Source organism: Mesorhizobium sp. ORS 3428 (assembly GCF_001854785.1).
In the GTDB taxonomy this organism is placed as follows: domain Bacteria; phylum Pseudomonadota; class Alphaproteobacteria; order Rhizobiales; family Rhizobiaceae; genus Mesorhizobium.
The window spans coordinates 1-22,193 of record NZ_MDFL01000169.1; the positions used below are offsets into that span (position 1 = coordinate 1).

At 59.4% G+C, this 22,193-nt stretch carries 13 protein-coding genes and 4 pseudogenes; 6 read left to right on the forward strand and 11 right to left on the reverse strand.

Translation table 11 applies throughout. The annotated features are described in order from the left end of the window. Positions 1 to 179: 179 nt before the first annotated feature. Positions 180 to 1,394, reverse strand: coding sequence for an ATP-grasp domain-containing protein (locus ORS3428_RS31935; protein ID WP_083355333.1), 1,215 nt, complete (start codon positions 1,392 to 1,394; stop codon positions 180 to 182). 672 nt (positions 1,395 to 2,066) lie between these two features. Between ORS3428_RS31935 and ORS3428_RS28665 the strand changes: the two are divergent. Continuing rightward, a pseudogene (locus tag ORS3428_RS28665) lies at positions 2,067 to 3,413 on the forward strand (IS5 family transposase). Between the two features lie 997 nt (positions 3,414 to 4,410). Continuing rightward, a pseudogene (locus ORS3428_RS34520) lies at positions 4,411 to 5,002 on the forward strand (IS66 family transposase). Between the two features lie 134 nt (positions 5,003 to 5,136). Here ORS3428_RS34520 and ORS3428_RS32810 read toward each other — a convergent pair. From ORS3428_RS32810 to ORS3428_RS28680, 5 genes and pseudogenes are all read right to left on the reverse strand, one after another. After that, a pseudogene (locus tag ORS3428_RS32810) lies at positions 5,137 to 5,241 on the reverse strand (cytochrome P450); the annotation flags it as partial. Between the two features lie 2 nt (positions 5,242 to 5,243). Continuing rightward, positions 5,244 to 5,497 (reverse strand): annotated as a pseudogene (locus ORS3428_RS33605) (IS66 family transposase); the annotation flags it as partial. Then, the gene (locus tag ORS3428_RS33145) at positions 5,388 to 5,813 is read right to left on the reverse strand and encodes a hypothetical protein (RefSeq protein ID WP_071101649.1); all 426 of its coding nucleotides are present in this window, start codon (positions 5,811 to 5,813) and stop codon (positions 5,388 to 5,390) included. The gene ORS3428_RS33145 and the pseudogene ORS3428_RS33605, both read right to left, overlap by 110 nt. A gap of 98 nt (positions 5,814 to 5,911) precedes the next feature. Then, positions 5,912 to 6,586, reverse strand: coding sequence for an RraA family protein (locus ORS3428_RS28675; RefSeq protein ID WP_071101650.1), 675 nt, complete (start codon positions 6,584 to 6,586; stop codon positions 5,912 to 5,914). A 137-nt stretch (positions 6,587 to 6,723) separates the two neighbouring features. After that, the gene (locus ORS3428_RS28680; protein WP_338011968.1) at positions 6,724 to 7,821 is read right to left on the reverse strand and encodes an aminotransferase-like domain-containing protein; all 1,098 of its coding nucleotides are present in this window, start codon (positions 7,819 to 7,821) and stop codon (positions 6,724 to 6,726) included. Positions 7,822 to 8,108: 287 nt separating this feature from the next. On the opposite strand from ORS3428_RS28680, the gene ORS3428_RS28685 reads away from it, so the two are divergent. After that, complete coding sequence (locus ORS3428_RS28685) at positions 8,109 to 11,729, forward strand: hydantoinase B/oxoprolinase family protein (RefSeq protein WP_071101652.1); 3,621 nt, start codon at positions 8,109 to 8,111, stop codon at positions 11,727 to 11,729. A 398-nt stretch (positions 11,730 to 12,127) separates the two neighbouring features. Further along, positions 12,128 to 12,745: a winged helix DNA-binding protein gene (locus tag ORS3428_RS28690; RefSeq protein ID WP_244508136.1), complete on the forward strand. Its 618-nt coding sequence runs from the start codon at positions 12,128 to 12,130 to the stop codon at positions 12,743 to 12,745. Between the two features lie 446 nt (positions 12,746 to 13,191). Here ORS3428_RS28690 and ORS3428_RS28695 read toward each other — a convergent pair whose 3' ends face one another. From ORS3428_RS28695 to ORS3428_RS28715, 5 genes are all read right to left on the reverse strand, one after another. Next, complete coding sequence (locus ORS3428_RS28695) at positions 13,192 to 14,001, reverse strand: HpcH/HpaI aldolase/citrate lyase family protein (protein WP_071101657.1); 810 nt, start codon at positions 13,999 to 14,001, stop codon at positions 13,192 to 13,194. Then, positions 13,992 to 14,852: an FAS1-like dehydratase domain-containing protein gene (locus ORS3428_RS28700; RefSeq protein ID WP_071101658.1), complete on the reverse strand. Its 861-nt coding sequence runs from the start codon at positions 14,850 to 14,852 to the stop codon at positions 13,992 to 13,994. Before ORS3428_RS28700 ends, ORS3428_RS28695 begins: the two co-directional genes overlap by 10 nt. Before the next feature lie 204 nt (positions 14,853 to 15,056). Continuing rightward, complete coding sequence (locus ORS3428_RS28705) at positions 15,057 to 16,025, reverse strand: LysR family transcriptional regulator (RefSeq protein ID WP_071101653.1); 969 nt, start codon at positions 16,023 to 16,025, stop codon at positions 15,057 to 15,059. 193 nt (positions 16,026 to 16,218) lie between these two features. Next, a complete protein-coding gene (locus tag ORS3428_RS28710; RefSeq protein ID WP_071101654.1) occupies positions 16,219 to 17,001 on the reverse strand; it encodes an IclR family transcriptional regulator in 783 nt (260 codons plus the stop codon). 64 nt (positions 17,002 to 17,065) lie between these two features. Next, positions 17,066 to 19,759, reverse strand: coding sequence for a 2-oxoglutarate dehydrogenase E1 component (locus ORS3428_RS28715; RefSeq protein ID WP_071101655.1), 2,694 nt, complete (start codon positions 19,757 to 19,759; stop codon positions 17,066 to 17,068). Positions 19,760 to 19,934: 175 nt separating this feature from the next. Here ORS3428_RS28715 and ORS3428_RS28720 point away from each other — a divergent pair, with 175 nt between their 5' ends. Continuing rightward, complete coding sequence (locus ORS3428_RS28720; protein ID WP_071095165.1) at positions 19,935 to 21,164, forward strand: CoA transferase; 1,230 nt, start codon at positions 19,935 to 19,937, stop codon at positions 21,162 to 21,164. Next, positions 21,161 to 22,193 (forward strand): acyl-CoA dehydrogenase family protein (locus ORS3428_RS28725; protein WP_131802966.1); only part of this gene is annotated, 1,033 nt, incomplete at its 3' end. The genes ORS3428_RS28720 and ORS3428_RS28725, both read left to right, overlap by 4 nt.

Sequence of the window (22,193 nt, forward strand, 5' to 3'; positions counted from 1 at the left end):
GCAGATTTTGTGACATTCTAACTCCGTTCCTACCATAGGCCGCCGTTCGCCATAGCTTGAGCGAGCTATTTTGTGAGCCGCCTGCACATTTCACCGCAGCGTATTGGTTTGAACGGTCGGCCGCTATCAGCTATGCCAACGCGCTATAGAGACACGATCGCGGGGTAGGTGAGGGCCACCTATCCGCCAACGGCTGAAAATGGTGTGATTGACCAATTAATYAAGTCGATGGCGTGCTGAAGTATTGCTTCTGTCCGAGTGTGGCTGCATGAAACGGCGATGACATATCCCATGCAGTCTCGATAATCGCCTTTCCTGACGATCGGCGTCTTGGGTTTAGCCCAAGATATGACCTTAGCCACACCAGGTAGAGCCGCCGCCCGACTGCCGTCATCGATCCATTCGAGTGTCCCGTCGTGGTCGGGAAGTAAGTTTCGCCAGCCAGCAATTTGCGAATGCCTTCTGCGCAAATCCCATTCATCACCCGTGGCGAGTTTGATGTGCTCGGTGATCAGATCGATTCCATAAGCCAGCCGAATGTGTTCAGGGCCGCCACCAAGGCGCGGATTGACCTCAATGACGACCGGACCACGCTTCGTCCACCGAATTTCAATGCAGGTTGGCCCCCAGCCAAGGCTCAGAGCTTGCAAMCAGCTCAACGCTACATCGGCAATACGCTTATGCTCGTTATCAGTTATCAGAGCTGGAAAGRTGCCCTTACGAAAGACGAAATGCGGTGGGCGGTCAAAGTCAGCTGCCTCAATTCCAATGACGTCATATCCCATGATATGAACAATATAATGCGGACCTTCTGCGAACTCTTCGATCAATATACTCGGCTGAGACCGCCAAGGTTGGTTGCCGTTCAACAGATAGTTCGTATGTTCGGCCAGCTCGTGAACATTGCGGCACAATCGAACACCGCTGCTGCCGCGGCCTTCGGTTGGCTTAACGACCACGGGCATGCCGATCTCGGCGGCAGCGCTTTCTGCCTCCGCCGGATCCGCTGCCAAGCGATAACAAGGTATTGGAACCTCCGCGAGGAGTTGACGTTGAGYGAATTTGTCGCGGCATCGTTCGATCGATGCAGGGTTGGGTCCAGGTAGATCGAAATGCCGGCAGAGTTTACCAACTGTCGCATAGACCAATTCGCTGGCGCTCGTGATGCCGCCAATGTCATAGGTCGTACGCAGCCGGGAGCATTCGTGGATCAATGCACCAAGATTGGTCGTATCGACGCGGATTGTCTCAATATTTTCCGCCTCAAGATAGTCGTGCTGACTTGGATTGGCCGACAGGGTAATTGGATGAAGACCAAGACGCTTGGCCGCTTGGACGTATAAGAGACCATTGCTTCTTGTGCCCTCAAGCAAAATCAGCGCTCTTCGTGCCATCGGTTGTTACTCCAGGCTGCTTCGTGCCGTACGACCGCCTGAGCGTGTGAACCAGTATAAGCTTCAGCAGTGCGTCTCAGTAATAATCATATACCATCGTCGGCAATAGCGGTCGCAAAAGCATTGTAAAATAATTTGAAGGATTTGTTGCAACGGTTCGAGCGCCGGCGCTGAGCAAAGTGTTGTTTCGAGCAATTTGGTGGGTGCGAGTTCGAAGGACGGCCTATATCCCCAGGTAGTGATGTAGCTGATGGCCGGGTCGTCGTGCTCTCTCCGGGAAGGTCTGGCTGATCGGCGTGCCACGGCTGGGAGGATGGCAGCCGTCATAGGCTCGGGCGTCCTGGTCGCGTCAATCCAGCTTCCACGATATTCCTTCTGTCGATCTTCGCTGGCATTGTCGACGACAACTTCAGGCGGGCAAAAGCGCCGGCGCTGTGTAGATGGGTATGAGGATGTAGTCAGCGCTTCTGACTGCTTTGCGGAGCCGTGATTAGTCGCCCGTGAACTATCGGCAAGCCATTGATCTGGCTGGCCGATTGAGGAAAATTGTGGATTAGGCATTGCAGGATTTGCGGTGTTTGGCCGCTGTTTTCTTGCAATTMGATTTGCCGATTCCATTGTGCGCCAATGCGTGATTCACTCGTTGAGGCGAGGCGAATCGAGGGGACGGCGGTGTCCAGGCCACGCGAGAAGCGCGAGATGGGGGAGCAGGACCTGTTCCGCTCCAGGCTCGATCAGATCATCAACATGAAGCACGAGCTGGTGCGGCTGGCACAGGCGATTGACTGGCCGGTGCTGGAAGAGCGGTTCGGCGCGGTCTATTCGGATGGACCGGRCATGCCGCCGCTGCCGACGCGGCTGATGGCGGGCCTTGCGATCCTGAAGCACACCTTCAACCTGTCGGACGAGGAGCTGTGCGCCCGCTGGGTGGAGAACCCCTACTTCCACTATCTCACTGGCGAAGAGTTCTTCCGCCACGAATTGCCCTTCGATCGCTCGTCGATGACGCGCTGGCGCCAGCGCATGGGCGAGGAGYCGATCACGGCTCTGCTGCAGGAAAGCCTCGCGGTTGCGCTCAAGAGCGGGGCCATGAAGCCGGCCGACACGCGCCGGGTGATCGTCGACACGACAGTGCAGCCGAAGAACGTGATGTTCCCGACCGATGCCAAGCTCATTCATCGGGCGCGCGAGCGGCTGGTGCGGCTGGCCAAGCAGATGGGTGTGGATTGCGCCAGAGCTATGTGCGGGTCGGCAAGCTGGCGCTGATCAAGCACCAGCGTTATGCGCACGCCAAGCAGTTCAAGCGGGCCAACAGGGCGCTGCGAAAGCTCAAGACCTATCTCGGCCGGACCATTCGCGACATCGCTCGCCAGATCGCCGGCCAAGAAGAGCTCGAGATGATCTTCAGGTGGCCACTCTACCAGGCTTCAGCGGTTCTGGAGCACCGTCAGCGCCAGCGCGGCCGCAAGATCTGGAGCCTGCATGCGCCCGAGGTCGAGTGCATCGGCAAGGGCAAGGCGCATGCCCCTTACGAGTTCGGCGTCAAGGTCTCGCTCGCCACCACGCTCGAACGCTCGAAAGGTGGTCAGTTCGCCATGCACGCGAAGGCACTGCCGGGCAATCGTTATGACGGCCACACGCTCGCAAGCGTCATCCCCGACATGGAGAAGACCATCGGCAACGAGATCGGCCGCATCCTCGCCGACGCTGGATACCGCGGCCACAATGCACCCGACAGCCACAAGTTCAGGGTCTTCACCGCCGGCCAGAAAGCGGCGCGTCACACCGGCCATCAAGCGGCAGATGCGCCGCCGCTCCGCGATCGAGCCCGTGATCGGCCACATCAAGGCCGAGCACCGGATGGACCGCAACTACCTCGCCGGCGAGCAGGGCGACGCCGTCAACGCCATCCTGGCCGCCGCCGGCTACAACTTCTCGCTGCTGCTCAACTGGTTCAGGCAGCTTTTGTGGCTGCTCCTCGCCGCGCTTCAAAGCCGGCCGAAATCGCTCGCAGCCTAACACCCTTCATTGTTCACGGACGACTGATTACATCGGTGGATCCTGCTCGCCAGTCTCGCTGGCTGTGGTGCTGCCCTCACCAAACCGGCTTAGCACGCATCCGTTGGCGACATCAGGCGAACGGTCGAAGTTCCCGCAACGGTCACATTTTGYGGATCAATGTCCAAGCTCACGTTTGAGCGATGATGGCACCCAGATCGGCGAGCCGTTCGATCACATGATGTGGTCTGAAGGCAAACCAGTTCAGGGCAGTTCCTGATCACTCCGGTCAGTACCAACACTGTCCTGAGGCCGGCTTCCAGCCGAGCGATGATGTCGGTATCCATATAGCTTCGGCAACCAGCGTCGAGACATAATCCACAGAGCCCGCGATCGGTTCGGAGCCTCGGACCAACACACGCCGTCGATGTCCAGAGCACTGAACAACCACAGGATCCGCCGCGGGCCACGGCATACCAGCGATTAATCGAGCGCCATTTCGAGCCTGAGCGGGTCGAAGCGCCTCACAATGAGCACGTCCGGGATTCCCTAGGACCATCTGCAAGCGGCCTTGGAGCTGTACCGGAACGAAGTTGCCGAGCCTGGTCGTGGAACCGACGATGGCCCAATGACCTGAAGGCACGGATTGTCGCGGAAAGCCGCCGGAGGACCTGGAGACGGCAATTGCCGRCTCGATCATATCCCGGCCCGCTGTCAGGTGATCCTCACGATCCGCCCGAAATACGCTTGCCCCAAGGAGCGGACGGGCGTGGTTCAGGCCAGGGCGCCGGCGCATTTGCTTGAAGGTAGCTGGCCGACCGGCCGACGAAGCCCTCTAGTCGCAGATCCCGTGTCCAAGCATTCCGAACACATGCCGCTGAACCGGCAGGCCGTGGTCATGGCCCGACACGGAGTGCCATCGGTCGGACGGGCGCTGTGATCGCGCCGGTGGTAGACCACATGGCCATGGTCCTGAACAGGGTAACTCACGCCTATATGTGACGAGACCACGGCTCGCGTGTTGGATCCCGGAYGCGGTAAGACGAAAACTGGCTATCTCTGGGCTATTCTGCGCGACGACCGCAGAAACCCTCGACGGCTTCAACGGCACGATCCAGGTCGATGCCTATGGCGGCTACTCCCACCTCGCCACGCCAAAACGCATGGGCGGTGATCCGTTGAGGCTGGCCTTCTGCTGGCCGCATGGCCGCAGACTGATCAAGGCCCAGCCGAAAAAGGGTTCGCCCATCGTCGACGAGGCATTTTTGCRCATGCGCCGCCCTCTACAAGATCGGGACAGCATCCGAGGTTGCCACCCGATTATCGCCGGGCTGTCCGCCCGAAGCTGTCCCGCCCGCTGCGTGGACGAGTTCTTCACCTGGCTGACAGTTCAGGCCGCGCGCGTCTCGCGCAATTCCGACCCTCCGCGACGCCATGGCCTATATGCTGAACCGCCAGGCCGGCTTCCGGTTGTTCCTGCAAGACGRCCGCGTCGATATCGATCCAACCTCGTCGAAAATGCGATCAGAAGTCCAGCCATGACCCGCCGCAACGCTCTCTTTGCCCGCCATGATGAAGGCGGCCGCAATTGGGCTGTTWCGCCGGCCTGATCGGCACATGCAAGATGAACCGCGTTGAACCATACGCCTACCTGCGCGATCTCTTCATCAGGCTTGCAAATGACACCTTTCCAAAGACATCGACGCCCTCATGCCCTGGGCATATGCGCAACGGATCACGTGATGTCGCTGGCCAAGGTAGCCTCATGGTTCTTCTGAACCCATTGAAGCAGCGGCTGGTGCAGGCTGCCCGGCCAGCCGAGAAAGGCACACTGAATTCGCACAGCGAAGCGGCCAGTTCCATCTGCGTCGGAATCGAGCTTTWCCGATTTTGGCCCGAAATTAGTGCGGCGGTAGTCCTGAACCTGGCTCTCCAGCTTCTCGATGCTCCTTCAGCTCGGTGATGAAGGCGTCCTCTTCAGCCACCACGGCCTGCTCATGCTGACTGGGCCGCACGTTCGACCGACAGCTGAACGGTATGGCCGCAAAGGCGTTCACCACCTCTGCAGGCAGGTTCGGGAACTGGCTGAGTATCAATGGGCGCAGACATGCGCCTTCGTAGCAAATTGAAGCAAAAAAGCCCAATAAGCAACGCCAAAGCGAACCGGGAGTCGCCCTGCCGCAGCGAGACGCGCAACATCAACAACCCGCACATCAGGCTGAAGGCGCCAGCCTCGCGCCGCGCGTTCAGCAGCTGGCTGATACAGCCGTCGAACTCGTGCGCTACGGCCGCCATGGCGGYGGGCAAGCTGCGTGACCAGATCGACCTTGACGCCTCTTGGCCGAACACAAGATCGTATGCGGCGCCCCATTGATTTTCTTGTTGCAACGTCAGGTCGAGCGCAACCGCGCCGCTAGACATCACCTCGGATCTGCTGGGGGAGAGAGTGGGGACAGGCCGCAAAACCGCGAGGAGATCGTCAGCATCCTACGCAACTGGAGTTGGTGAGCTGGGTACCATCACGGCCTGCGTCGGGCCTTTCGGTCTGGAATATATCCGGCGCTGGCGRCGGCTGAGCCAAAGCTCTCGCCGGCGCGAATGCGCCGTTCCACTTGCTCGTCAATAGCTATGATACGTTCAGCTTCCGTTAAGCTCTCTTCTATTCGCGCGCGCGGTATCACTACGATCCCAGTGTCATCACCGACCACAAGGTCTCCTTGGGAAACAGAAACTCCTCCAATGGTGATGTCACTCCCGAGCGGCAGCAGCTTCACTCGCGTTTTCCCCGTCGTAGGTGTGACCCACCGGCTTGATACCCAAAGCCCCGTTTCACGAATTTCGTCAAGGTCTCGGCAGGCGCCGTCAATCACGATGGCAGTAGCATGTCGCTTTTTCGCAGCGAGCGCGGCTAGCCCTCCCATTGTCGAAATGGGAGCGCCGCCCATGTCGACCATCAACACCTTATTAGGTGCAGTCGCTTCAATCAGCTGGCCGACTGCGAAGTCCGCTTTCTCGAACTCGCCCAGCGTTCCAGTCAACTCGCGTGCCGTAACCGCGAACCCAATCATACGACCGCTGCCGCTCCGTCGCACCATTCCCTGGACAATCCCATTAATGCCAAGATCGTCCAATGCATCCGACCATGTGCTGACCCCGATCGCCGCACCGCGGCCGAGGATTTCCTGTTCACTCATTGGCAAAGGGCTACTCCCTGCTTGTCGCAATCTTTTAAGTCGCTTTCGCTAGAAGCTGGTGCTGAAGCCCTGCGTCGCCAGATGTTCTGAAGCATTCGTTTGATCGATGGCAGATGCAAATGGCGGTCTTACTAGTGTTATCGTTTGGCGTAGCTTTGCCGAATAATTTCGGACAGAACCTGCACGCCCCTGCACACGGTAGCTACGTCCATTGAGCAGAAGGGCAACCGTAAAAAGGTCGCCGAGGGCTTTGCGACGAAAAAGCCGTCTCCATTCGCAACGTCAACTCCTGCCTCGCTGGCCTGCTTGCGCACCTGTGCGGCATCGACCGAATGCCGCAATGTCACGCCGACAAAGAATCCGCCTTCGGGCCGCACATAGCGATGCTCAGGCATGAACTCGTCAAGTGCYGAAACCATCGCCTCCAGACGCGGCGCATAGAGGCGTCTTAGAGCGACTACCTGATCGCTCAGAAACCCACGGCGGAGYCACTCGCCAGCAACCGACAAAGCGAAATTTCCAGGTGTGACATAGGTGCTCTCGGCCAGGTTGGCTGCCGCGCTGATCGTGTCAGGCGGCGCAATAAGATAAGCGGCCCGAAGACCCGGCGCGATCACCTTTGAGAAGGAATTTAGTTGGACGGTCACGTCACGGCCGAGATCGGCGATCGATGGCTCCTCCGCGCCTTTGTAGCGGAGAAGACGGTAAGGACTGTCTTCTATAACGCGGAACTTATGAGTCCTCGCCAGGTTGACAAGATGCTGGCGCTTGGCAGTCGACCACACCGTGCCGGTGGGATTCTGAAAATCCGGAACTGTATACATGAAGACTGGCCCGCGGTGCGCCGCACTGGTTAACGGCTCGAGCGCCGGTCCATCCGCTTCCATTGGTATGGCGATAACGTTCGCACCGTAGTGGTGCAGCAGGTGGACCACCCGGTCATAGCAAGGCTCCTCGATGAGCACGGTTTGGCCTGGCTTCAGYCATATACGACACAAAAGGTCCAACAGGGCGACAGAACCGTTGGCTGCCATTACGTTTGCAACGTCAACACCATGATGGTCGGCTAGCCATTCCCTGAGCGGAAGCGGCCCCCGGGCGGGGCCATATTGAAAGGCCACAACATCCTGGCTRCACGCCAGCGCGTGGACGCAGAGTTCCAACTGCGCGCGAGGAAAGGCCTCCTCGGCGGGAACCCCGCGAGCAAAATTTATACGCTTAGACACAGCTCTCACTTTTATGATTCAGGCATCTCAGATCGTAGCCGAGTGGACCGTTCCGCGTGCAGTCCTGCGTGAAAATTACCAGCTATGCCCGAATGGCATGGAGAGGAAGTAGAGGGAGGTCGCGAGCTATACCGGCCGGGCCTAACTGCTAGAGCGACAAGAAGGGTTCGAACGTCCCAGCCCATGCGTTATCGAGGCAAGCAAGGCGGGACTCGCCGATCGCCCCTTGACGATAAATTGTGCACAAATTATCGGCAAATTATAGTCATTATATAAGTGGGATCACGGGGATTCGGATGGACACGAACGTTGGATCGCGGTGGAATTTCTGGATCGACCGGGGGGGAACTTTCACCGATGTCGTGGCCCAGGACCCATCGGGAAAACTTCATGCCCGCAAGATCCTGTCGGAAAATCCATCCGCTTACCGCGATGCCGCGGTCCACGGCATTCGCCTGCATCTCGACCTGGCAGCGGACGACATGATCCCCTCCGGCATGATCGGAGAAGTGAGAATGGGCACCACCGTGGCCACCAACGCGCTGCTAGAACGCAAGGGCGAGCGACTGGCGCTCATCACGACGAAGGGCTTTCGCGATGCGCTGCGCATCGGCTACCAAGAACGCAAGAACATCTTTGCCACCGAGATCATCAAGCCCGAGGCCTTGTACGATACCGTCATTGAGCTGGATGAAAGAGTTCGCGCCGACGGTGCGGTGGAAAGAGGCCTTGATCTCGGCGAGGTCAGCGCCGCCCTTAAAGGCCTCAAGGAGCAGGGCTACCGCTCCTTGGCCATCGTCCTGATGCATGGCTACAAATTCCMATCGCATGAGGCCGAAGTAGCACGCCTTGCGCGTGACCTCGGTTTCGAGCAGGTTTCGGTGTCTCATGAAGTCTCGCCGCTGATCAAGCTGGTTGGGCGTGGCGACACGGCGGTCGTTGATGCCTACCTGTCTCCAATCTTGCGCCGCTATGTCGCCCAGGTCGCTCAGGAGCTTGATATTGAGCGTACCGGTGCGCGCCTGATGTTCATGATGTCCTCTGGCGGCCTCACCGCCGCAGATCTGTTTCAAGGCAAGGACGCCATCCTCTCAGGCCCCGCCGGAGGCGTGGTCGGCCTCGCGCGCACCGGCGGGGCGGCCGGATTTCCCAATGTGATCGGCTTCGATATGGGGGGCACCTCGACCGACGTTGCGCATTTCGACGGCGAGTATGAGCGCACCTTCGAGACCGAGGTAGCGGGCGTGCGCCTGCGTGCTCCTATGATGCTTATCCATACGGTCGCAGCCGGTGGCGGGTCGATCCTGCACATTGAGGCCGGTCGCTTCAGGGTCGGTCCGGATTCGGCCGGCGCCAATCCAGGCCCCGCTTGCTATCGCAATGGYGGACCCTTGGCCGTCACCGATGCGAACGTCATGCTGGGAAAGCTAATGCCCGAGTTTTTCCCCGTCATCTTTGGTCCCAAGCAAGACCAGCCGCTCGATGTGGAAAGGGTGCGGGCGCTTTTCACCGCGCTGGCTCAAGAGATCGGCGATGGGCGCAGCGCCGAAGCCGTCGCTGACGGCTATATTCGGATCGCAGTCGCCAACATGGTGGAGGCGATCAAGAAGATCTCAGTTCAGCGCGGCTATGATGTCACACGCTACGTGCTCAACTGCTTTGGTGGTGCCGGCGGTCAACACGCTTGCCTTGTAGCGGACGCGCTTGGCATGAAGAGCATTCTGCTCCATCCGATGTCCGGCCTGTTGTCGGCCTATGGCATGGGCCTCGCAGACATTCGCTCGACCAGACAAAGGGCACTTGGCGTGACGCTGAACGCATCGGCGCCAGCCGAAGTACAGGCTCTCGGCCAGGAGTTGGCGCGAGATTRCATTTCGGAGCTGGAAACGCAGGGTATCGCCCATTCCGCTGTAGAGTGCCACCTGCGGGCCCACATTCGTTATGCCGGCACCGACACCGTGCTCTCCGTGGACGCCGGCTTTCCCCGCGCAGAAAGCGCTGAATGCTTGCGAATCCGGTTTGAAGAGGCGCATCGCCGCCGGTTCGGCTTTATCGCCGACGGGAAGGCTCTGGTCGTCGAATCCATCGAGGTCGAGGCGGTCGGCGGCGGCGCGGCCGAACTTGAAGCAGCGCTTACGCTCGAAAACGAGGAGGAGGCCGCCATTGCGAGGCGGACGCGCTTCTTCTCGCAAGGTGCGTTCCACGAAGCGGGCATCGTACTGCGCAAAAAAATGCTCCGAGGGCAAAGCGTCACCGGTCCTGCCATTATCATTGAAGAGAACCAGACCATTGTTGTCGAGGACGGCTGGCAGGCACGCCTGGCCGCGCAAGATCATCTCACTATGACTCGCATCCGCCCCCTTCCGCAACGTGCTGCCATCGGTACGCAAGCCGATCCCGTCATGCTCGAGATATTTAACAACCTCTTCATGTCCATCGCCGAGCAGATGGGAGTGACTCTTCAAAACACCGCCTATTCCGTCAATATCAAAGAGCGGCTGGATTTTTCCTGCGCCGTGTTCGACGCCAAGGGGAACCTGATCGCAAATGCTCCTCACATGCCCGTTCATCTCGGCTCGATGGACGCTTCGGTCGCGGCTRCCATCCGTGAAAACACGRCCATCAAGCCGGGTGATGTCTATCTGACTAACGCGCCTTACAATGGCGGCACTCACCTGCCGGATTTAACCGTGTGCACACCGGTTTTCGATGAAGAGGCTCGTGAGATCCGCTTCTGGGTGGCCAGCCGCGGTCATCACGCGGATGTGGGTGGCCTAGCCCCGGGATCGATGTCTCCGGATGCGACCAACATCGAGCAGGAAGGCGTCTATATCGACAACTTCAAGCTGGTCGACAACGGCGTGCTGCGCGAGGAGGCGCTGATCGAACTCCTCATGGGCGCCAGATATCCGGCCCGCAATCCCACCCAGAACGTGAACGACATCAAGGCTCAGGTGGCGGCGAACCAAAAGGGTGTCGCCGAGCTTGGAAAAATGGTCGCCCTCTTCGGCGAGGACGTAGTCGAATCCTATATGGGGCATGTCCAAGACAATGCCGCCGAAAGCGTCCGTCGGGTTCTCGACAAGCTGCCGGACGGCCATTTTGTCTATGAAATGGATCAAGGCTGCAAGATCGAAGTCCGCATCACCATCGACAGACAGAAACGCGAAGCCGTTGTCGATTTCAGCGGGACGTCGGAGCAGCGGCAAGACAWTTTCAACGCGCCCGAACCGGTGACCAGAGCGGCCGTCCTCTACGTCTTCCGAGTGCTTGTCGAGGGCGACATTCCCATGAACGCCGGATGCTTACGGCCCATCAAGATCATCGTTCCCGAGGGCTCGATGCTGTCGCCTCGCTTCCSGGCCGCGGTGGTTGCTGGCAATGTCGAAGTCAGCCAGGCAGTCACCAACTGTCTGTTCGGCGCTACGAAGGCAATGGCTGCTGCCCAAGGTACGATGAACAACCTGACCTTCGGCAATGACGAATACCAGTATTACGAGACCATCTGCTCGGGCGCGCCGGCGGGCCCGGGATTTCATGGCGCCGATGCCGTGCACACGCATATGACCAACTCGCGCTTGACCGACCCGGAGATTCTGGAGACCCGGTTCCCCGTTCTTCTCGAGGATTTCTACATTCGCAAAGGCTCCGGCGGCAAGGGCAAATGGCGAGCAGGCGATGGGACCCAGCGTACAATCCGCGCACTGGAGAAACTAAACTTCGCGATCCTGTCAGGACACCGCCGCGTCGCGCCATTCGGCGCCGAGGGCGGGGAGCCCGGCCAAACGGGTCGTAACGAAGTTCGGCGCCAAAGCGGAGCTTTCGAAATCCTGAAGGGCTGTGACCAGACTACGTTGCAGCCGGGCGAGGCGTTCATAATTTCCACTCCAACCGGCGGGGGATATGGACGGCCCTAGGTGAAACTCAGGTCGAACGAACATTCAATCCGCCGTTTGAGGAGTGTCTCGCTCGGCCGCGCAGGTCGATACCGGCGGAACGATTTTTACTCTCCAAGGCGTTCATGGCCCCGGCTGGAACGATGYGGTGCGATTTTGGCGATCGAGGGCTGCACGCAGTCCTTTGGCCAGAAAAGGAAGGAACGGTCTCTCAGTGCCGATAGCGTCCTCGCCATCTGGAAGTGGGTTAGGCTGAGCTTACCCCAAGCGATATTTCCAATTATCATGGCCCGGTGGCACCGCAAGTCAGTCGGCGCACATGCGGCGCCTTGAGTGGCGGGGCCGCGACGGCCGCACTCTCCCTGTTTGTAGCGAGGTATGAGTCCTGGTGGTATTTCGCGCTATGAATGGATTACTTGATGTCCAGGAAACGTCCGACTACTGGCGCAGTCGAAAACGTGCCGATGCGGGCGAGCTCTCAGGGTTGGACCGCTTGTAGCGCTCAAAACCAACGCGAAAGGAAGATCGTGAACCCAAGAAACCTCGTGGTCTCGTCCGCACATCTGGCGACGGGAGGCTCACCGGCGCTATCGGAGCTTGAGTATGGAGTCATTATTTTCTCGCATGGCCTCAGCCGCTGGATTGTCAGGTGCATCGCGGCGGCTGGCCTGCCGGGCCTTTCGACCATCGAGATCCTGATCCTGCACAATGTCCGGCACAGGAACCGTCCAAAGACGCTGTCCGACTTATGCCTCGTTCTTGACATAGACGACACTCATATCGCCAGCTACGCGATAAAAAAGCTCGAATCCGCGGGCCTGGTGAAGACCAGCAAGCTCGGCAAGGAAAAGGTGATCGAGTCCACGCCGAAGGCGATTGCGGTCCTCGACAAGTATACCGAGATCCGGGAACAGCTTCTGGTAAGTTCCGTAGAGCAGTCCGGCCTTTCGCAGGAGGTCTTGTCGAAAATGGCMGGAAATCTCAGGATGGTCGCTGGTTTGTACGAACAGGCCGCCCGATCGGCCGCGACACTTTGATTGAAAAAGCTCGCAGGGAACATGCCCTGGTGCCCTGGTCGATAGACCCCGCTGTGTTTCTGAGACGTGCGTTGGAGCGATACACGCCGCGCGGCGGAGAGATGTTGGCGGTCCGGGATCCTGCCGGACCGGACCGACTGGACCGAAGCCTCAGGCAGAAGCCGCAATAATGCCAGCGAGGTCCGCTTGCAGAGATGACGGCGCGAGACGTCCCGCGCTCGGCCACGGCCATCATGACTAAGAACTAAATCCACCCCGATGAACTTTGCCCATTGTTTTGAGCCCGATGGCTTGGATCGCACTCGTGGCGGGCATGTTCCCGGGTTCTGCTGTGTTCCGCCGGGCGTCGATCTAGAGACCTCGGCTAACCGCAGGCCTTCACCCGGTCTGGGCGTTTGCATCATGCCCCTTTGCCATAAGTTGTTCTTGCTTACTTTTGGTCTTCCCTAGCCTCGATGGAGGCGATCAACTAAGGTACGCGCTAAAATGGAGCGCGCCCTGATGCGCACAGGCTCGTCCACCATCGCGCCATCGACGGCAGCCGCGCCTTCGCTTGCGAGAACTTTTTTCGCCCAGTCAATTTCGGATTGATGCGGCATGAAGCCGGTCTTGATAGCATTTATCTGGCGCGGGTGAATGGCAAGCTTGGCACCAAAGCCGAGCTCGCTAGCATAGCGAGCGTCAGCGGCGATCTGATTAGGGTCGTCGATGGCCGTCGTTACCCCGTCGATGGGATTCGCCAAGCCTCCAAGTCGCGACGCCAGCACAAGCTCTGAGCGCGCACCGAGTAGGGCCTCGTGGCTATGAGCACAGCCCAGGTCTGCGCAATAGTCGATGGACCCAAAAACAAGGCGGGCAACACCTGGCAGCGAGGAGATCTGCCGGGCTTCAGATATGCCTCGCGCGGTCTCCAGCAAAGGAAGCACAGGCAGGGCGCTCGACGCCACAAATTCGGCAAGCCCGCCGCCGAGTTCGGCCTTCGGGAAGATGATCGCAGCAGGCCGAAGACGAGCCACTGCCGCAATGTCCTCGCAGTGCCAGGGCGTGTTGTCGCCGTTGATGYGCACGAGTACGGGAAGGCTCGTAAAATCTGTTCTCAAGGCCGCGCGCGCTTCGGTCTTGCAACGAGCGGGCACAGCATCTTCGAGGTCTATGATTATGGCATCAGCACCGGAAACCGCCGCCTTTGCGAAGCGCTCGGGACGGTTTCCGGGGACAAACAGCGGGACCGTGACGCTGCTGATCCTCAAGACCAGGCGGCCTCCGCCGTCATGGCTACTGGGCCATCTGGGCGTGCGGTCCAAAGCTTCATTTTTCCGTCCTCGTCCCCCGCATGCAGGCATATTGGTTCGTTATCAAAGAGCGGTGAAGCCGCGCGTATAACAAAATTCGACGGAGCCTTACCCTTCAACTCGGTGGCATAGTTCAAGAGCAGCGTTGCCTGCAACGGCCCATGAACGACAAGGCCGGGGTAGTGTTCGACCTCAACGGCATAATAGCGGTCATAGTGGATGCGATGAGCATTGAATGTCAGCGCCGAATACCGAAAGAGCAGCGGGGCTGAGACAGYAACTCGCTTATTGTACAAGCCCCAGGGCGCAGCTGTTTCACCCGATCGATTTGGCAGCTCCTGCGCTGGGCTTGCGTCTCGATAAACGATCGTCTGTGTTTCGTCGATCATGAGAATGCCCGCGACACTACATTTATGCTCTACGGTCACGAAGCAGAGCGTTCCCTTTCGGCCTTCCTTGATCGCCACGTCGGAAACGCGCGAAAACCGGTCGACCTGGGCGCCCACGCRCAAAGTTCCGGCAAAGGTAAAGCTGCTGCCGGCCCACATCCGTCGTTGCAATGKGACAGGGGGCAGGAAACCGCCCTTTTCTGGATGACCGTCCTCAGCAAGCAGGCTTGTCGCAATGGCCGGAGGAGAAACGCAATAGTGGATAAGCAGCGGCGCAGCATCCCCCAGGGACGGGATGGAGCCCTCGATATCGAGGGAGGCATTGAACCGTMGCACCAGTTCGGGCGAAACGGTGTCGGATGCGGTTTGCTCCCGGCCGATCCATAAGCGAAGTCGATCGATATCCAGGGAAGGTTGTTCCGGCATCAAGTGGCCCTCCTGTTTGCGATCCGCCGTTTTCGTCCAGACATCTTTGGTCTGTCGCAAGGCCAGTCCGTTGGTTCGCGGGTTACCAAGGAAGATGGCCATGTCAATCCACTGCCCCCTTGTTGCCGGTCAGGCGGAATTAGGATGGAATATACAGGACCCCTGCGGCAGGCCCTTTTGTGGGAAAGTAGCTATGCTTCTTCGCTATAAGTCGCCGCGGGCGTCATCGGGGACTGAGGCTTTGCTGAGGCGTCCTACCATGCGRCCGTCCTCGACCGCCTTGCGAAGTTCGATGCGTACACGACGAGCAAGCTCGCGCATGRCAAGCGTGGTTGGCCTCTGAAGAGAAAAGGCAAGCATGAAGCGCTGCGTGAGATTGGGCTCGACCAGCTTCCTGTAACCAAAATTAGGATTAGTGACCTCGGAAGCGATCACGCCGTGCGGCAGCACGGTCAGCCCGTGTCCGTCCCTAACTAGTTTCTTGAGCGGCGTTAGGGCATCGACCTCCGCCTTGATCTCAAGCTCAAGGCCAAGCCGTTGCATAGTGCTGTCCAATTCACGGCGTAAACCATGGTTCCGACCAACGAGCAGGAGTGGCAAACTGACCAGCCCGCGGGTCGGGAAAGTTATGGCGTCGCTGGCGATAGCGTCGATGTCCTGTCTTCGACCGAACAGCAGCAGGTCAACCTCAAGCAATGGATCCATCCGCATATACGGCGCCTTTCGCGCGTTGTTGATAATGGCCATGTCGACGCGGCCACTGGCCAGCCATTCATTGATGAATCCTGAAAAGCCGTCCACCAGATGGAGCTTTACCTGCGGATAGTGCGCCAAGAAATCRCTCACGATCTCTGCACCGATCGCAGCACTCATGGATGGAGGCATGCCGAAAACGATATCTCCTGCGGGAACCTTGGCGGCTTCGACTAGGTCCGATTTGACCTGATCAAGCTCCCGTAGCACTGGCACGATGGCAGCATAGAGCTGCGCCCCTTCCTCGGTAACGCGAATGCCACGACCGTGGCGATAAAAAAGCTGCACCCCCAGTTCTTCCTCAAGCTGCCTGATCTGGCGACTCAACGCTGGCTGAGCGATCCCAATGATGCTCGAGGCCTTCGAGAGGGCGCCCGACTCTGTGACGATCAGGAAATACTTTAGCTGGCGCAGTTCCAAACAAGCAGACTCCGTCCGGTCGTCGATGTTGTTCCGAGCGACYATATCTTTCTGTTATATCTTAAAAAGTCAGCGCTGTAGAAGGGATAGTCGGATGGCTGGCGCAGCGGGACCCGGCATCGGCCGGCGGTCGGCGCAGTTTYGGGGAGGCAAGTCGCGGAGCCGAGCAGGGCTTTCGCACTGATTGTCAGCTTCATGCATAATCTGACGAGAGCAGGGCTCCGATACGGTTGGCGGCTGCCGTCAGCTTTGGCAGGATCTTCCCGAGCAGCCGGCGCCTGTCGCCAGCCATGCGCAGCATCAAGCTGCTGAGGGCGATGTATTCACCGGCCATCGTTGGTACCGGAACCGCCACGGSCCAAATTCGAGACTGGTAGACCTCGTCCAGGTATGCCTGCTCGGCAAAGGCGTAGCCGTGGCGACGGACGTCCTCGAGCCTTTCGGGGAGGGCCGCAAGTAGCGCGGGATCGCTGTCCCAGCGCGACGAATTCTGCGCTCGCGCGAGYGCTTGACGGCGTTCCTCGGCAGGCATGCGTGAAAGGGTAACAAGGCCAACGCCAGTTGCGACCAGCGGAATACGCGCGCCGACCCTGCCGGGGATCGACAATCCTAGCGCCGCGCGGTTGGAATAGGCGATCACCATGGCGTCGCCRTCGAAGACCGCCAGGTTTGAAGGCCAGCCGATCTCTATATGCAACTGCTCCACCACAGGCACTGCTAACTCGATCAGGCGAAAGTGAGGGTCATATCCGCGGCTCAGGGCTAGGGTCCGTCCAGTCACCTTGTAGGTCGCCTTTCCTGCCAGGCGATAGACGTAACCGCCCTCGATCAGCGTTTCAACAAGGCGCACCACAGTTGGCTGCGGTAATTTGCAGAGATTTGCGATGTCCGAGACAGCGATTGGTCCCTGCTCGCTGATGGCTCGCAGTACCGCCAGTCCTCTTTGCACAGCTCTGACCGGCTCAAAAACCGACATTGGGCAGTTGTCTCGGTTGTAATCCCCAATCGCCTAGCTTATGGCCTCGACCGGGTCCAGTGGCTTATTCCGCAGCCTGCGCGCGAGCGGCAGACGATAACGCGGCAGCCATGATCTCCCTTTGCTCCACCTCGTGCCGCTCAATCGATCCCCCCGCGGCTGCCGCCATCGCCGGCCGCCCGACATAGGTCAAGGGCCAGTTGGGCGCCATCTCGCTCAAGCTTTCCCGCACAAAAGACCACGCCCCTTGGTTGCAAGGCTCCTCCTGACACCAGACCATAGGGACACCTTGGTACAGCTGCAGTACCGCGGCGATTGTTTCGCTTGGGAAAGGATAAAGCTGTTCGATGCGGACCAGCGCCACATCGTCGATGCGCTCCTGCGCCATTGCAGCCTTTAGGGCGTAGGCCACCTTGCCCGAGCAGAGCACCACCTTGCTGCATGCCGCGGCAGTGGGGGGCTTGACGATGACTGGTTGGAAAGATGTTCCCTCGGCGATCTCATCGAGCCTCGAGACGCAGTCGCGCAAGCGCAGCAGCGACTTCGGCGCAATAAGGAACAGTGGTTTGCGGATCGTTGCTCGAAGCTGTCGGCGATAAAGGTGGAACAGGTTTGCCGGTGTCGAGGGATTTGCGACAACAAGATTGCCACCTGCGCAAGACTGAAGGATGCGCTCGATGCGGGCCGAGGAATGATCTGGACCCTGACCTTCGAGCCCATGCGGCAGGGCAATGATGAGGCCTGAGCTCATACGCCATTTCGCCTCGGCCGTTACAATGAACTGGTCGACGACCACCTGGGCGCCGTTCAGGAAGTCGCCGAACTGGGCCTCCCAAACCACCAGGCGCTCGGGGTCGGCCAGGCTCATTCCGTATTCGAAACTCAGCACGCCATATTCGATCAAAGGTGAGTTCACCGCGTCGAAGCGCGCGCCCGCTCGCGCTAGAGCCGCGAGCGGCGTTGTCGTCCGACCGGTGTGCCGGTCGTGCAAGGCCAAATGGCGCTGCGTGAACGTGCCTCTGACGCTATCCTGTCCGCTCAGCCGCACCGAGTTGCCTTCATCCAAAAGAGAGGCGAAAGCCAGAGCCTCTGCGGTTGCGATGTTGAAGCCGGCGTCCTTCTCGATTGTCTCCAGTCTTGCCTTCAGGAAGCTGCGCACTTTCGGGTCGGCTTCGAAGCCTTCGTCGACCACACTCATGCGTCGAGCCAAATCCACAAGGCGACTGCGAGCCACACCGGTCACGGTGCCGAAGGGGAAGGGGCCGGCGGGCTGCGGCGGGGCAAAAATGTCCGTCTGCCGTTCCGGTGTGCTGTTGAGCACCTGGTCATAGGTCGCATAGGCATGCTCGAGCGCCTCATGAAAGGCCTTGCGCTTCGCGTCCGCCATATCGAAGGCTACGGCTGAAGTGGCCCTGACGCGATTCGAATGTAGTTGCTTCAGGGTTGCCCGGTCGTCGACCTTGGACCAAGTCAGCGGCTGCGTGAAACGCGGTTCGTCGAGTTCGTTGTGGCCGTTGCGCCGGTAGCAGACCAAGTCGATGATTGCGTCCTTCCCGGTCGCGTTGCGCCATGCGACCGCAACGCGGGCTACTGCGGCGGCCGCGATTGGGTCATCGCCATTGACATGGAAGATCGGCACACCGAAGGCCTTGCCGATATCGCTCGGATGCGGCGAAGAGCGGCCCTCGGACGGGAGGGTCGTGAACCCAATCTGGTTATTGACGATAAGGTGGACTGTGCCCCCGACACTGTACCCGGCGAGCCCGGAAATTTGGAACAATTCCCAGACGAGACCTTGGCCGGCAAAGGCAGCATCAGTATGCATCAGGAAAGGCAGGACCTGCGACGCGCCATTTGCGCCAGCATTGGCCCTCGCCTTCTGCTCTTGCCGGGCGCGCGCCGCTCCAATGGCCACGGGCGCGACGACGATGAGATGGGAGGGGTGTGGCAGCAGGCGCACAGCCACCTGACCTGCGCCAGTATCGACCTGCGCTGCCAGACCGTTGTGGTAAGGCACGTCGCCGGTAAACGTCGCATCTTTGTCGGTGAGGTCGCGCCCTTTGATCTCGGCAATTAGCGCTGGGAGCGATTTGCCGAGAACCGTCGCAAGCGTCGCCAAGCGGCCCCGATGCATGCCACCAATCACTACCTCCTTAACACCCGCCTCGGCTGCGCTGCGAAAAATCTCGCGGGAGATGACAGCCGACGACTCTGCCCCCTCTATGCCGAAGCGCTTCTTCGTCGGCCATTTTGTTTTGATGAAATTTTCGAACTCGTCGGCCAGCATCACCGCCTCGAGCGTTCGCGCATAAACGTTTTGATCAGCTTCCGCGAGGATCTCGCGTTCAAACCGCTGATGAACCCATTCACGTTCACCAGCATCGAGTACATGACTGGCCTCGATCGCAGCCGTGCCGCAATAGATCGAGCCAAGTGTGGTGATCGCCTGCGATTTTGGCAACGTCATTTTCTGGCCGGCCAGCGTCAAGGCGATGGGCTCTTCGCCGGCTACAATCGAGTTCAGTTCCGGCACTGGGCTGCGGGCACTCCATTCAAGTGGATCGAGGCGGGCCTGCCGGTGACCATAGATCCGAAACAACTCGGCCAATCGTTCGCCGTTGTCGCTGATGTTCTGCGCCGGCGCCTCCATCATAGCGAGCTTGACGCGCCAGTCGGCTGGGACTGAGGCCGGGTCTTTCACAAAGCGTGCGTATAAATCCAGGAAAAAGGCGCTGTCGCCACTAAAGGGCAGAGTCATCGACGCTCGCTCTACGGCTTCATTGTTTCGGCGCCGATCAATAGAGGGCCCAAGAAGAAAGTCGTGGATTTTCGGATGCTATATTCATCTGATGAATAGATGGCGCCGTTTTCCTTGATGAACGAAGATACCTTCAGCATGGGGTGGGTCGGATCTGAACGAGGCTGAGCCACAAATGTACGGACTTCTTCACGGTACGCGGGTAATCGAGGGAGCCTCCTTCATAGCCGCTCCCTTCTGCGCCCTCTCGCTCGCCCAACTGGGCGCCGAGGTCATTCGCTTCGATCCGGTCGGCGGTGGTCCCGATTTTCATCGCTGGCCGCGCTGTCCAGGGGGCGGCAGTTTTTATTGGGAAGGTCTAAACAAGTCGAAGAAATCCATTGCCATCAATCTCTCGAACCCTCGGGGACGCGAGCTGGCCGTGGCACTGGTGACGGCCCCGGGTGATGGCGCGGGCATTTTCGTTACGAATTATCCGGTGGCCGGGTTCTTGTCGCACGATCGACTAGTCAGCCGACGTCCCGACCTCATCACGGCGCGTATTATGGGCCATGCCGACGGCGGCAATGCCGTCGATTATACTGTCAATTGCGCCATGGGCATCCCGATGATGACTGGCCCAGCCGACAATCCCATTCCGGTCAACCACGTTCTGCCCGCCTGGGACCTTTTGACCGGATCAATCGCCGCCACCAGCGTTCTCGCGGCGCTCATTAGTCGTCACGCCACCGGGTTGGGTCAGGAGGTCCGGGTGCCACTAAGCGATGTCGCCGCGGCAACTCTCGGCACGCTGGGCCAAGTGGCGGAGGTGATTGTTAACGGGCGTGATCGCCCCAAGATAGGCAATGACCTCTTCGGAGCTTTTGGTCGCGATTTTGTCACGGCAGACGGTCAGCGGTTGATGATTGTGGCTATTACCGGTCGCCAATGGGGCGGTCTCGTGCAGGCTCTTGAAATTCAAGCCGAGGTTGCGTCGCTGGAGGCTGAACTTGGTGTCTCTTTCGCGGAGGATGAAGGGCTTCGCTATGAATACCGTGATCGCCTGGGCGCGTTAGTTGCACATGTGGTTTCAGCGAGCTCGGCTGCTCAACTGACCGAACGGCTTGATGAAGCCGGCGCATGCTGGGGACCTTATCGCACAGTGTCAGAGGCAGTTGCCAGGGAGAAACCCTTCCAACCAGAAGGCCAGCTCTTCACAGAGGTGGACCACGTCAGCGGTTACACCTACCCAACGCCAGGTTATCCAGCGACGTTCCGAGAATTCCAGCGACATGCGCCTACACGAGCCCCGAACTTGGGGGAACATACGGAAGAGGTGCTGGCCGGCGTTCTCGCCTTACCCAGCCACGAGATAGCAGCCTTGCATGACAGCGGCGTCGTCCAGAGCGCAGGAGCCAAAGTGTGACAGTTAATCCAGATTTCGCTTCAGGCGCGTCGCTTATAGCTTTGGCGAACGATRCCATAACCGCCGCTGAATGCTACCTCGCTGGCGTCCGCAAAAAAATCGAAGCCCTGGTTGCCCCCCAGGGGGAGGTGGTTTCGCGCTCGCTTGATCGGTTTCAGCGGGCGGCCCACGGTTTTGCTTGGGTGGCAACATCGGTGGCTACACTCAATGCTGTTGCTGCCTGGGGTGCTCGGCATCTACAGGAAGGCAGCTTGCAGCGCGGCGACGAACTCGTAATCGCTATCGGGTTCGGCGAGTATCTTGGCCAGCTGGTGGGTGGCCTGCCGATGAGTCAAAACGAGATTTTGCGCCCGGCTGACCTTGAAGCTACCGGCGAGGCGTTGGTGCTTCAGCGCCATCCCTCAGTCGAGTCTTTCGTGGCTCATGGCAATTCTGCCGCGCACCGGGAGGAGCTTGTTTCTCTGACGGCGCAAGGAGAAGCCGTAAGTGAAAAGCTTGGCGACGACGATCTCGACATGATCCGGCTCGAGATGCGACGCTTCGCCAACGAGCGCATCCTACCCAATGCCCAAGGCTGGCACTTGAGGGACGAGTTGGTCCCGGACGAAATCATCGCTCAGATGGCGCAGCTCGGAGTGTTCGGCATCTGTATCGATCCCGCGTTCGGCGGATTGGGCCTCGGCAAACTCGCGATGTGTGTTGTGACCGAGGAGTTGAGCCGGGCCTGGATTGCAACCGGCTCGCTCGGCACACGCTCAGAGATCGCCGGTGAACTGATTGCAACTGCGGGAACCGCCGAGCAGAAGCAGCGGTGGCTTTCCCGAATTGCCTCKGGAGAAATCTTGCCGACCGCGGTGTTCACCGAGCCGGACACCGGGTCTGATCTTGCCAGTTTAAAGACCCGAGCGGCCAAAACGCTCGACGGCGGCTGGGTCATCCAGGGCAACAAGACATGGATAACCCATGCTTCGCGGAGCGATTTGATGACAGTGCTGGCCCGTACCAATCCCGGGTCGATCGGTCACGGGG